The organism is Streptomyces sp. NPDC056835, assembly GCF_042789485.1.
Lineage (GTDB): Bacteria > Actinomycetota > Actinomycetes > Streptomycetales > Streptomycetaceae > Streptomyces.
Map to the genome: position 1 here is coordinate 179,236 of NZ_JBHUBB010000006.1, position 14,413 is coordinate 193,648.

Here is a 14,413-nt window from a genome sequence, read left to right on the forward strand (position 1 = left end):
GTGCCAGGTGGCGGGGCGTTGGTGAGTTCGGCGGCATATGCGGGGGCGTATTCGCTGCGCGGGGCAGCGGATCTTACGGACCGGCGTGGAAGTGTTATTTCGCTTCCAATAACCACAAGCAAAGAGGCTGGTGCGGGCAACGCCCATTCCGATAGTCTCGGGCCAGGCACAGGATCGCGGGGTATCGCATTCATTGACCTTGTGCGATCCACCCGCACACTCAATCCGGCTTCTCGCGGCGTCGTTCCCTCGGCCCACTGTATTGAGCTCGATGCCCAGTGGCCCGGTGGCTCACGATTCAGGGTCCGGTGCTTCAGTCGTGCTACTTCGGCTGCCGCGTGGAGATCAAATGGGCTGTTGACTCGCCCAATTCGCGCCGGCCGTCCCGCGGCACTCGACATATGCTCGCGAACCTCGACGCCGACTGTGTTTCTTCGAGGTAAACAGGGCGTTGTTGGTAATACATTTCCACGCCCTTCGTAATCTATTCAGCGCCCCTGTGGGCGTGACCTCACCGGTTACCTCGCCGTCATCTCTCACCATTCCGGCCGGCGGGATGGTGAGTGGCGTCACAGTCGTGGCAGTTGTCCGGCCGGGTGCTGAGGCCGCCGCGCCCAAGCCCGTGGGGCGCCTCTGACCAGCAATCGAGTGCTGTCGCCCCCGGGTGCGCGGATTATTGCGGGCATCGCCGACGGAGTTTCGGCCATCCAGCTCACGGCCAGGCTTATTCTCGGCCAGCAGGGCATCGAGTTCCGGCCGGGTTCCGTCGCCGCTGTGCAAATCACCGCTGTCCAGCCGGACGCTCCCACGCCCCGTGCCTACGTCCACCGGTGTTCTCGACGTAGGCGTACGGCCTCCCGGGGTTCGGGGGGATTTCATCGAGTTGAACCCGCGGTTCACCAATCGAGACGGCATTTCGGGCATTCCGTGCGGCCTCCTCCGCATCCGGTCGGTGATCCGATTTTGTCTCCGTATACAATCGGCGTTTCGGGGCGGATATATACGAGGGCCGGGGCATGAACAAGAGCGGAAGCCGGTCATTCCTGGAGGCGCGCGGGCCGGGTAAATTCCGGAAGTTCGCGCGGTAAATTCTGAGAGTCCATGAGCCCCGATCCGCGCCTGCGTGGTCTCGCCGGGCATTCCCTGGCCCGGGCGTGATCCGTCAACGCAGCCGGCCATGCATTGGTTGACAATTAGCGAAGCGCTGGCTTGAATTGCGGCCGTTATGGCTGCGGCGTCGCCGAGAAAAGCGTTTCGATTCTGGTGGACGACTGACGAGAGCAGAGGCTGCCATGTGCGAATCAGAACGAGTGGACACCGGCGCTGTCGCCGTCATCGGAGCCGCGCCCGCGGCACCGGTGCGGGCGGAGCGCGATCCGGGTGTACTGGCCGATCCGGGTGTACTGGCCGAGCTGACCGGTGTGCCCCTGCCCGCGGACCGGACGGCCGAACTGGAGTCGGCGTGGGCGGCCTGCGAGGACGCGGGCATCGGAGCGGACGACCCGGCAGGCGTTGGTGTGTACCTGGCCGCCGACGGCGCGGGTGCCGACGGCGCGGGTGCGGACGACGCGAGCGAGACGGCACGCGTGCTCGGCTTCCTCGGCCCGCGCCGGACCGGGCACGACCCCGTCGCCGAGGCAGTCGCCGCCGTGCGGTCCGGTGAGTGCGACCTCGCGCTCGTCGGTGCGGACGGGGCCTTCGCCGTGCTCACGCGCGGGGACAGCGCGCGGACCGCGACCTTCGCCTACCGGCTCGGAACCGACCACGAGTGGCCCGACGGCGTTCCCGCACTGGTCGAGGCCGCACTGCGCTCGGGCCGGCCCGGGCCCGGCCGCGCCGCCGCGCCGGACGAGTCCGCCGTCCCCGTTCCGATCACCCTGTCGGCGCACAGCGAGGACGCGCTGCGGGTGAGGGCCGCCGACCTGCACGCGCTGCTCGACACCGAGCCGACCCTCCCGCTCGTCGACGTCGCTTTATCCCTCGCCTTATCCCGCTTATCCCCCTTATCCGGCGCCACGACCCGGCCCGCGCCCGCCCGGCGCTCCGTGTTCGTCGGCGGGGACCGCGCGCGGCTCGCCGACGAACTGCTCGCCCTCAGTGAGGGCAGACCGGTGCCGGGGCTCGCGACCGGGTATCCCGCGCGGGCCGCGGCGGACGATGTCGCCTTCGTGTTCCCCGGGCACGGCCCGCAGTGGCTGGGCATGGCCGACGAACTGCTGGCCGCGTCGCCGGTCTTCGCCGAGCACCTGCACGCCTGCGCGGAAGCTCTCACACCGTTCGTGGACTGGCCCGTGATGGATGTGCTGCGCGGCACGGCGGACACGCCGTCGCTGGAACGGCCGGACGTGGGGCAGCCCGCGCTGTGGGCGATGATGGTGTCCCTGTCCGCGCTGTGGCGGTCCTGGGGTGTGCAGCCCAGCGCTGTGATCGGCTCCAGCATGGGCGAGATACCGGCCGCGACGGTCGCGGGCGCGCTGTCCGTCGAGGACGGTGCGAGGGCCGTGGCTCTGTTCAGCCGGGCGCAGGTGCACCTGCTCGAACGCGGTGTGATGCTGTCCGTGCTGGCGTCCGCGGACGACGTGCGTGAGCGGCTGGCCCGCTACGAGGGGCTTGACCTGGCCGCTGTGCACGCCCCCGGCTCGGTCCTGGTCTCCGGGACCGAGGACGAGGCCAACGAACTGCTCGCCGAGCTGGCCGCCGACGGCATCAGAGCCAGAGGCATCGCGATCCGTCTCGCGGCGCACGGCCGCCAAGTCGACTCGGTGCTCGACTCATTACGCGCCGACCTCGCCCCGATCATGCCCCGCCCGACGGAAGTGCCGATCTACACGGCCACCACGGGCACCAGGGTCGACCCGCTCGCGCTCACCGCGGACCACTGGTGCCGCAACATGCGCGGCACCGCGGACTTCGAGAGCGCCACGCGCGCCGCGCTCGCCGCGGGCCACCGCCTGCTGCTGGAGTCGAGCCCGCACCCCGTCCTCACCAGAGCCGTGCAGGAGACCGCCGAGGACGCCGCCGTGGAGGCCGCCGTAGTCGGCACGTTGCGCAAGGGGCGAGGCGGCGCCGACCAGGTGGTCGCCGCACTGGCCGAACTGCACGCGCACGGCGTGCTCCCCGACTGGGAGGCGGTGTTCGCGGGCCGGGACGCGCGCGCGGTGCCGCTGCCCGCCTACCCGCTGCACGCGGCGCCCGCGGCCGTCCTCGCCCCGTCGCTGGCCGACCGGCTCGCGGACGCCCCCGACCGAGTCGAACTCCTGCTCGACCTGGTCCGCGCGCAGGTCGCCGCCGTCGTCGGCGGGGACGTCGAGTCCTCCGCTCACGACGACGCGCCGCTGCTGGAGCTGGGCGTCGACTCGGCGGGCGCGGTGGCGCTGCGCAACCTGGTGAACGCGGCCACCGGTCTGAACCTGCCCGTGTCGGCGGTGTTCGACAACCCGACGTGCCGGGGCCTCGCGGAGCTCATCAACCGGGTTCTGCTCGGTGGGCCGGCCGAGATCGACGAGCCGATCGCTCCCGCGGCGGCCGGGGACGACGAGCCGATCGCCGTCGTGGCGATGAGCTGCCGCCTGCCCGGCGGCGTGCGCAGCCCCGAGGAGCTGTGGGAGCTGCTGTCCGCGGGCGGCGACGGCGTCACCGCGTTCCCCACCGACCGGGGCTGGGACCTGGACGGGCGCTACGACGAGGACGCCGAGCGGGCGGGCGGCTACTACCAGCGCGAGGCCGGTTTCCTGCACGACGCCACCCAGTTCGACCCGGAATTCTTCGGCATCTCGCCACGCGAGGCACTGGCGATGGACCCGCAGCAGCGGCTGCTGATGGAGATCGCCTGGGAGGCGATGGAGCGGGCGGGCATCGACCCGACAGAGCTCCGGGGCAGCCGGGCGGGCGTGTTCGTGGGCGCGATGACGATGGACTACGGGCCGAGGCTGCACGAGGCGCCCGCGGACCTGGAGGGCTACCTGCTCACCGGCAACACCGGTAGCGTCGCGTCCGGCAGGCTTTCCTACTCGTTCGGGCTCGGGGGGCCCGCCATCTCCGTCGACACGGCGTGCTCGTCATCGCTGGTCGCCCTGCACCTGGCCGTACAGTCGCTGCGGCGTGGCGAGTGCCCCCTCGCGCTGGCCGGCGGCGTCACGGTCATGCCGTCGCAGGGCCTGTTCGTGGAGTTCAGCAGACAGCGCGCGCTGGCCCCCGACGGTCGGTGCAAGGCGTTCTCGGCGAGCGCGGACGGGTTCGGCCTCGCCGAGGGCGCCACGATGGTGCTGCTGGAGCGGCTGTCCGACGCGCGGCGCAACGGGCACCCCGTGCTCGCGCTGATCAAGGGCACCGCGATCAACCAGGACGGCGCGTCCAACGGTCTCACCGCCCCCAGCGGCCCCGCGCAGCGCAAGGTGATCCGGCAGGCGCTCGCCGACGCGGGCGTGTCGGCCGCCGAGGTCGACGTCGTCGAGGCACACGGCACCGGTACGCGGCTGGGCGACCCGATCGAGGCGGACGCGCTGCTCGCCACCTACGGGCGGGAACACCCGGCGGACCGGCCGCTCCTGCTCGGCTCGGTGAAGTCGAACATCGGCCACACGCAGGCGGCGTCCGGCGTCGCGGGCCTGATCAAGATGGTGCTCGCGCTGCGCCACGGCGAGCTGCCCAAGAGCCTGCACATCACCGAGCCCACCCCGCACGTGGACTGGTCGTCGGGCGCGGTGTCACTGGTCACCGAGACCACGCCGTGGCCGGAGGCCGCGCACCCCCGGCGGGCCGGTGTGTCCTCGTTCGGTATCAGTGGCACCAACGCCCACGCCGTGCTGGAGCAGGCGCCCGACGAGATTCCGGCCGACCCGCCGTCGACGTCCGAGCCGGTTCCGCTGGTGTTCTCCGCTCGTACGGAGGACGCCCTGCGCGCCCACGCCGCCCAGCTCGCCGCCGTCCTGGCCGGGCAGGCGCCCGCCGACATGGCGGACGCCCTGCTGTCCCGGTCGGTCTTCGACCACCGGGCCGTGGTGGTGGCGGGCGGCGCAGACACACTGAAGGAGGTGGCCCGAGGCGCGGAATCCGCCCGCACGGCGGTCGGCGTCGCGCGGCCCTTGGGCAAGGTGGCGTTCGTCTTCCCCGGCCAGGGCTCGCAGTGGCTGGGCATGGGCGCGGCGCTGGCCGAGTCGTCGCCGGTGTTCCGCGACGCGCTCGACGCGTGCGCCGACGCGCTCGCCCCGCACGTGGACTGGTCGCTGTGGGACGTCCTGGCCGACGGCGCCGAACTGGACCGGGACGACGTCGTACAGCCCGCGCTGTTCGCCGTGATGGTGTCGCTGGCCGCGCTGTGGCGCTCCTACGGTGTCGAGCCCGACGCGGTGGTGGGGCACAGTCAGGGCGAGATCGCCGCCGCCCACATCGCCGGCGCGCTGTCACTGGCCGACGCCGCCAAGATCGTCGCGCTGCGCAGCAAGGCGCTGCTGGCGCTGGCGGGCCGGAGCGGTCTGGTGTCGCTGGCGGAGACGCTGGACGACGTGCGCGAGCGGATCGCCCGGTGGGACGGGCGGATCACCGTCGCCGCCGTCAACGGCCCCCGCTCGGTGGTCGTGGCGGGCGACACCGACGCGCTGAACGAACTGATCGAGTCCTGCGACGAGGGCGCCCGGGCCCGCCGGGTCCCCATCGACTACGCGTCCCACTCGCCGCACGTCGAGCCCATCCGGGACGCGCTGGCGACCGTATGGGCCGGGGTGGAGCCGATGCCCGCGCGGGTACCGATGCTGTCCACCGTCACCGGCGAGTGGCTGACCGGGACGGACGCGGACGCGGACTACTGGTACCAGAACCTGCGGAACACCGTGCTGTTCGAAGACGCGACGCGCGGCCTCCTCGACTGGGGCGCCGGTGTGTTCATCGAGTGCAGCCCCCACCCGGTGCTCACCTACGGGGTGCGCGAGACGCTGGACGCGACCGGCGGCGAAGCCGTCGTCATCGGTACGCTGCGCCGCGACGACGGCGACCTCGACCGGTTCCTGCTCTCCGCCGCCGAGGCATACGTGGAGGGCCTGCCCTTCGACTGGCGCGCCGCGGTGCCCGCCGGGCGGCCCGTGGACCTGCCGACGTACCCGTTCCAGCGCAAGCGCTACTGGCTCGACGAGACGGCCCGCCCGACAGCGGGCGGCGACCCCGCGCTGGAGGAGTTCTGGTCAGCGGTGGAGCGCGGCGACCTCGCCGCGACACTGGACGTGCCCGCCGACGCGCCGCTGACCGACGTCCTGCCCAGCCTGGCCGACTGGCGGCGCCGCAGACAGGAGCGGTCCGCCGTCGACTCGTGGCGCTACCGCGTCACCTGGCGCCCGCTCGGCGCCGCCGACGCGCCGACCCTGACCGGCACCTGGTTCGTGGTCGGCTCGCCGGCCGAGGCGGAGCACCCGTGGCACACGGCGGCCGTCGACGCGCTGCGCGCCCACGGCGCCGACGTGCTGGAGGTCGACGGCACGGCGGAATCGCTGCGCGCCGCGAGCGTCGTGCCCAGTGGTGTGCTGTCCCTGCTGGCGCTGGACGAACGGCCCGACCCCGCGTCGCCGGCCGTCCCGAGCGGACTGTCCGGCACACCGGCGCTGGTGCGGGCGCTCGGCGACGCCGGGATCGGCGCGCCGCTGTGGCTGGCCACGACGGGCGCGGTGTCCGTCGGGCGGTCCGACCCGCTGACCAACCCGGTGCAGAGCCAGATGTGGGGCCTCGGGCTGGTCGTCGGCCTGGAGCACCCGGACCGCTGGGGCGGCATCGTCGACCTCCCCCTGACCCCCGACGCCAGGACCGCGACGCGGCTCGCCGCCGTGCTGGCCGGACAGACGGACGAGGACCAGCTCGCGATCCGGGCCTCCGGAGTGTCGGCGCGGCGGATGACCCCGGCCCCCGCCCCGGCGGAGGCACCCGCCTGGCGCGCCAGTGGCACCGTACTGATCACCGGTGGCACCGGCGCCATCGGCGGCCACGTCGCCCGCTGGCTGGCGGGCAACGGCGCCGAGCACATCGTGCTGACCAGCCGCAGCGGCCCGGACGCGCCCGGCGCGCGCGAGCTGGAGGCCGAACTGACCGCGCTCGGCGTCCGGACCACCGTCGCCGCCTGCGACGCCGCCGACCGCGCCGCACTGGCCGGCCTGTTCGCCCGGCTCGACGCCGACGGCACGCCGGTCCGCTCGGTCTTCCACGCGGCGGGCACCGTCCCGTCACTCCCGCTGGCCGAGACAGACACCTCGGACCTCGCGTACGCCCTGGCGGCGAAGGCAGTTGGCGCGGCCCACCTCGACGAGCTGTGCGCCGGGCGCGAGCTGGACGCGTTCGTGCTGTTCTCCTCCGGGTCCGCGATATGGGGCAGCGGCGAGCTGGGCGCGTACGGCGCGGCCAACGCCTTCCTCGACGGCCTCGCGCAGCGCCGCCACGCCGACGGCCTGCCCGTCACCTCGGTCTCCTGGGGCATGTGGGCGGGCGGGGGAATGGGAGCGGGCGACCTGGACGACCAGTTGCGCCGCAGGGGCATGCGCCCCATGCGGCCGGAACTCGCCATCGGCGCGCTCGCCACCGCCCTCGCGGCGGGCGAGACGACCCTGACGGTCGCGGACATCGACTGGGCCCGCTTCGCCCCCGGCTTCACGGCGGCCCGCTCGCGCCCGCTGATCAGCGAGATCCCCGACGTCGTCGCGTCGGCCGAGCAGGACGAGGTGGAGCGGCCGGCCTCCGGCGGGGCGCTGGCCGACCGGCTGGCCGGGCTCACCGAGGCCGACCAGCACCGGCTCCTGCTCGACCTGGTCCGAGGCCACGCGGCGGCGGTGCTCGGCCACGAGGGCCCCGACGCCGTCACGCCCGACCGGGCGTTCCGCGAGCTGGGCTTCGACTCCCTCACCACCATCGAGGTCCGCAAGCGCCTCAACACCGCCACCGGTGTGCGGCTGCCCACGACCGTCATGTTCGACCACCCGACACCGGAGGCGCTGGCCCGTCATCTGCACTCCGTGGTCCTCGGCGAGCGGGGGACCGCCGCGTCGGTCCGGGCCGCGACCCGTGACGCCGACGAGCCGATCGCGGTGGTGGCGATGAGCTGCCGCCTGCCCGGCGGCGTGCGCGGACCCGAGGACCTGTGGTCGCTCGTCCTGGCCGGGCACGACGCCGTCGGGCCGTTCCCGGACGACCGGGGCTGGGACACCGATCGGCTGTACGCGGCCGACGCGCGGGCCCAGGGCCACAGCCGCACCCTGGAGGGCGCCTTCGTCGAGGACGCGGGCGGGTTCGACGCGGGCTTCTTCGGTATCTCGCCGCGCGAGGCGCTGGCGATGGACCCCCAGCAGCGGCAGGTACTCGAACTGGCCTGGGAGGCCTTCGAGCGGGCGGGCATCGCCCCGTCCTCGGCGCGCGACAGTCTCACCGGCGTGTTCATCGGCGCCTCGCCGCAGGGCTACGCGGGCACTCTGGGGCAGGCGACGTCCGAGATGGACGGCTACCGGGTCACCGGTGACGCGCTGAGTGTCGTGTCGGGCCGGATCGCCTACTCGCTGGGCCTGCGCGGGCCCGCCGTCACCGTGGACACCGCGTGCTCGTCCTCGCTGGTCGCCCTGAACCTCGCCGTGCAGGCGCTGCGGTCGGGGGAGTGCTCGATGGCCCTGGCGGGCGGCACGGCGATCATGGTGACGCCGACGCCCTTCGCCGAGTTCAGCCTGCAAGGCGGCCTGGCCCCCGACGGCCGGTGCAAGCCCTTCGCCGACGCCGCCGACGGCGTCGGCTGGGGCGAGGGAACGGGCCTGGTCCTGCTGGAACGGCTCTCCGACGCACGGGCCAACGGCCACCAGGTGCTCGCCGTCGTCCGGGGTTGCGCGGTCAACCAGGACGGCGCGTCGAACGGGCTGTCCGCGCCGAACGGACCCGCGCAGCAGCGGGTCATCCGCGCGGCCCTCGCGAACGCGGGCCTGTCCGCCTCGGACGTGGACGCCGTCGAGGGCCACGGCACGGGCACCCGGCTCGGCGACCCCATCGAAGCCCAGGCGCTGCTGGCCACCTACGGCCAGGACCGCCCCGCCGACCGGCCGCTCCTGCTGGGCGCGCTGAAGTCGAACATCGGCCACACCCAGGCGGCGTCGGGCATCGCGGGCGTCATCAAGATGGTGCTGGCGATGCGGCACGGCGTACTGCCGCGCACCCTGCACCTCGACCGCCCGTCCCGGCACGTGGACTGGACGACCGGCGCCGTGGAACTGCTCGCCGACCAGCGGCCGTGGCCGGAGACCGACAGGCCGAGGCGCGCAGCCGTCTCCTCGTTCGGCGTCAGCGGCACCAACAGCCACGTCATCCTCGAACAGGCCGAGCCCGTCACCCCGGCCCCGGCTGACGAGCCCGCCGGCCGGACGCTGGCGTGGACGCTGTCCGCCCGCGACACCGCTGCGCTGCGCGAGCAGGCCGCCCGCCTGGCGGCCGCCGTGGACGAGCGGCCCGAGCTGTCGCCGGTGGACATCGCCGCGACGCTCGCCGTCGGGCGGGCCGCGCTCGACCACCGCGCGGTCGTGCTCGGCACCAGCACGCCCGAGCTGCGCGCCGGTCTCGACGCGCTGGCCGAGGGCGCCGACGACCCGGCCGTGGTGCGGGGCGCCCCCGACGCCGGCAGGCTCGCCGTGCTGTTCTCCGGCCAGGGCTCCCAGCGAATCGGCATGGGCCGGGGCCTGTACGAGGCGCATGCCGTGTTCGCCGACGCGCTCGACGAGGTGTTCGCCCACCTCGACCCGCTGCTGGCCGTGCCGCTGCGCGACGTGGTCTTCGGCGACGACCAGGCCGTACTCGACCACACCGAGTACGCCCAGCCCGCGCTGTTCGCCGTCGAGGTCGCGCTGTACCGGCTGTGGGAGTCCTGGGGCCTGCGGCCCGACGCGCTCGCGGGCCACTCGATCGGCGAACTGGCCGCCGCGCACGTGGCGGGCGTGTTCTCGCTGGCCGACGCCTGCGGGATAGTCGCCGCGCGCGGCGCGCTCATGCAGGCTCTGCCCACCGGTGGCGTCATGGTCGCCGTACAGGCCACCGAGGACGAGATCGCGCCGGAGTGCTCCGAGAACGTCGGTATCGCCGCCATCAACGGTCCGAACTCGCTGGTGCTGTCCGGCAGCGAACTCGAAGTGCTCGACCTCGTCGACCGCCTCAAGGCGCAGGGCCGCAAAGTGAACAGACTGCGGGTCAGCCACGCGTTCCACTCACCGCTGATGGAGCCGATGCTGGCGGAGTTCCGCCGCGTCGTGGCCGGCGCGACCGCCAACCCGCCCACGCTGCCGATCGTGTCCACGCTGACCGGCGCGCCGGTCGACGCCGAGGAACTGGCCTCGCCGGACTACTGGGTAAGGCACGTACGCCGGCCCGTACGGTTCGCCGACGGCGTCACCGCACTCGTCGCGCAGGGCGTGACGACGATGGTGGAGGTCGGGCCCGGCAGTGTGCTCACCGCGATGGGCCAGGACAGCGCCCCCGACGCCGTGTTCGTACCGACGCTGCGCTCCGACCGGCCCGAACCGGACGCGCTGACCCACGCCGCCGCGCAGCTCCACGTCCGGGGCGCGCGGCTGGACCCGGCCACCGCGCTGGGCGGCCGGGGCAACCGCGTCGACCTGCCCACCTACGCCTTCCAGCACGACCGGTACTGGCTGACCGCGGCGGTCGCGCCCGCGGGCGACGGGGCGACGGCGGCCCTCGGTGTCGCTGCGGGCGACCACCCGCTGCTCCGCGCCGCGGTCGCGCTGCCCGACTCCGACGGCGTCGTCTTCACCGGCAGGCTGTCCACCCGGACCCAGCCGTGGCTCGCCGACCACGGTGTCGGCGACCGGGTGCTGTTCCCCGGCACGGGCTTCCTCGACCTCGCCCTGCACGCCGCCGGCCACTGCGGGCTCGACGCGGTCGAGGAACTGACCCTCCACGCCCCGCTGGTCCTGCCCGAGCGCGGCGGCGTCGCCCTGCGGGTCGCGGTCGGCGCGGAGACCGACGGCAGGCGGAACATCCGGGTCCACTCGCGGGCCGAGGACGCCGACCGGGACGCGCCGTGGACCGAACACGCGACCGGCACGCTCACGGCGGGCGACACGCCGGCGACCGAACTGGCGGCGTGGCCACCGCGGGGCGCGACGCCGATGGACGTCGACCACATCTACGACCGCCTGACCGAACTCGGCTACGACTACGGGCCCGTGTTCCGCGCGCTGCGCGCGGGCTGGCGCCTCGGCAGCGACGTATACGTCGAGGTCGCCCTGCCGGACGGGACGGGCGGCGAGGGCTTCGGTCTGCACCCCGCCCTCCTCGACGCCGCGCTGCACGCGCCCGTGCTGCGCGCGCTGGACGAGATCGGCGGCGGCCCCCGGCTGCCGTTCAGCTTCACGGGGGTGGGGCTGCACGCCGTCGGCGCGTCGGCGCTGCGGGTGCGCTGGTCGCCCAAGGGCCAGGACGAGATGTCGCTGGCCATCGCGGACTCGGCCGGCAGGCCCGTGGCGACCGTCGAGTCGCTGGTGATGCGACCGGTGGAGCTCCGGCGGGCCGCCTCCCGGGCCGCCTCCCGGACCGCCGACGCCCTGCTCGCGCTGGAGTGGACGCCCGTCGAAGGGACCGGGGACAGGCCGGTCGGGCTCGCCGTGCTCGGAGCGGACGACCTCGGCCTCGACGCGCCGACCGTCTCCGGCTTCGGCGCCCTCGACGGCGCGACCGACCTGCTCGCCCCCTGCCCCCGGCCGTCCGATGTGGACGGCAAGGCGGCGAGGGAGGCGGTGTGCTGGGCACTGGCACTGGCCCAGGACTGGCTCGCCGACGAGCGGACCGCCGACGCCCGCCTGGTGTTCGTGACCCGCGGCGCGGTCGACACCGACTCGCCCGACCCGGCGCAGGCCGCCGTATGGGGGCTGGTGCGGTCGGCGCAGACCGAGAACCCCGGCCGGTTCGCGCTGGTCGACCTCGACGACACCGAGGAGTCCACCCTCGCCGTGACCGCCGCGCTGGCCTCCGGCGAACCCCAGTCGGTCGTCCGGGCCGGCCAGGTGACGGTGCCCCGGCTCGCCCGTACCACCGCCGACGGCCCGCTCACCCCGCCCGCCGACGGCCCGTGGCGGCTGGACAGTGAGCCGCGCGGCTCGCTGGACGACCTCGCACTGGTCCCGCACCCCGACGCCACCGCCCCCCTCGCTTCCGGCGAGATACGCATCGCCGTCCGCGCGGCGGGCCTGAACCACCGGGACGTGCTGATCGCCCCCGGCGCCTACCCCGGCGCCGCCGAACTGGCCGGTGAGGTCGCGGGCGTGGTCACCGAAGTCGGCGCGGAGGTGACCGACCTGGCGGTGGGCGACCGCGTGCTGGGCCTCGTCACCAACGGCTTCGGGCCGCTCGCGGTCACCGACCGCAGGCTGGTCGCGCCGGTGCCCGCCGGGTGGTCCTTCGCGCGCGCCGCGTCGGTGCCGCTGGCATTCCTCACGGCCTACTACACCCTGCACGACCTGGGGGGCCTGCGCCGGGGCGAGTCCGTGCTGGTCCATGCCGCCGCGGGTGGTGTCGGCATGGCGGCCGTGCAACTCGCCCGGCACTGGGGCGCGGAGGTGTTCGCGACCGAGAGCCCCGCCACGTGGGACACCGTGCGGGCGGCGGGCGTGCCCGACACGCACCTGGCGTCCTCGTACGACACCGGCTTCGCGACGAAGTTCACCGCCGAGACCGGCGGTCGCGGCGTGAACGTGGTGCTGAACTCGCTGGAACGGGAGACCGCGGACGCCTCCCTGGAACTGCTGCCCGACGGCGGGCGGTTCATCGAGCTGGGCAAGGCCGACGTCCGGGAACCCGACGAACTGCCGCCCGGCGTCGAGTACACCACGTACGACCTGACGCGGCCGGGCCCCGACCGCTTCCAGGAAATGCTGCGCGAGGTGCTGGCGCTGTTCGAGGCGGGCGCGCTGAGCCCCCTGCCGGTGCGCGCCTGGGACGTCCGCCGCGCACCCGAGGCGTTCCGCCACCTCAGCCACGCCCGGCACACCGGCAAGGTCGTGCTGACCGTACCCACACCGCTCGACCCGGACCGCCCGGTCCTGGTGACCGGCGGCCTCGGCACGCTCGGCGCGCTCGTGGCCCGGCACCTGGTCGCCGACAGGGGCGTCAGGAACCTCCTGCTGGCCGGGCGCAAGGGACTCGCCACCGAGGGCGCGGAGGGACTGCGCGACGAACTGGTGGCGCTGGGCGCCGAAGTGACCGTAGCGGCGTGCGACGTGGCCGACCGCGACGCGGTGGCGGCGCTGCTGGCCTCGCTGGACCGGCCGCTCGGCGCCGTCGTGCACGCGGCGGGCGTCGTCGACGACGGCGTACTGGAGTCGCTGACGCCCGAGCGGGTCGACCGCGTGTTCGGCCCGAAGGTCGACGGCCTGCTGCACCTGGACGAACTGACCAGGGACGCCGACCTGTCCGCGTTCATCGTGTTCTCCTCGGCATCCGGCATCCTCGGCACCGCCGGCCAGGCCGGCTACGCGGCCGCGAACGCGGCGCTCGACGCGCTCGTACGCCGCCGCCACACACTCGGCCTGCCCGGCGTCTCGCTGGCGTGGGGCCTGTGGGCGGCCGCAAGCGGCATCACGGCGGGACTCGACGCGGGCGACCGGGCCCGGCTCGGCCGCTCCGGCGTCCTCGAACTGCCCACCGAGGACGCGCTCGCGCTCTTCGACGCCGCCGCACAGGACGACCGCGCCGCACTCGTACCCGTCCTGCTCGACACCTCCGCGCTGCGCGGGCAGGCGGCGGACGGCACACTGCCCCCGATGCTGCGCGGCCTGGTCCGCGCCCCCGCCCGCCGCGTCACGGCAGCGGCCCCCGCGGCGACCGTGACGTTCGCCGACACCATCGCCGGCCAGTCCGCCGCGGACCGCGAACAGACGGTGCTTGACCTGGTCTGCGCACAGGTCGCGGCGGTGCTCGGCCACTCGGCCGACACCCAGGTCGATCCCGGTCGCGCACTGCGGGACCTCGGGTTCGACTCACTGACCTCGGTGGAACTGCGCAACCGGATCACCACGGCCACCGGGCTGCGGCTGCCCTCGACACTCGTGTTCGACCACCCGTCCGCCGCCGCCATCACCCGGCACGTGCTCACACTGCTCCCGCGCACCGAGCCCGAGCCGGAGACCGGCGTGCTCGACCAGCTCGACCGGCTGGAGAACGCGCTGCTCGCCCTCACCAACGACGGCACCGCCACAGACGGCACCGCCACAAAGGTGGACCTGCGGCTGCGCGCCCTGCTCGCCAGGTGGGGCGACGCGCGGGCCGGTGACATGGGAGAGGACGCCGAGTCCGACCTCGCCTCGGCCACCGACGACGAACTCTTCGGCTACCTCGACAACGAACTTGAGACCTCGTGACCGGGCCGGACCGCGTCGATCCCGTCCGCACCGCCGTAAGG

General features: G+C 74.2%; 1 protein-coding gene. It reads left to right on the plus strand.

From position 1 onward, the window contains the following. The first annotated feature begins 1,292 nt into the window (after positions 1-1,292). Positions 1,293-14,372, plus strand: coding sequence for a type I polyketide synthase (locus ACFRMN_RS09275; RefSeq protein WP_383015679.1), 13,080 nt, complete (start codon positions 1,293-1,295; stop codon positions 14,370-14,372). The last annotated feature ends 41 nt before the right edge of the window (positions 14,373-14,413 follow it).

What these genes read in the sequence shown, in the direction of transcription:
- ACFRMN_RS09275 (WP_383015679.1), top strand. Translation starts at nt 1,293, where the DNA reads ATGTGCGAATCAGAACGAGTGGACACCGGCGCTGTCGCCGTCATCGGA.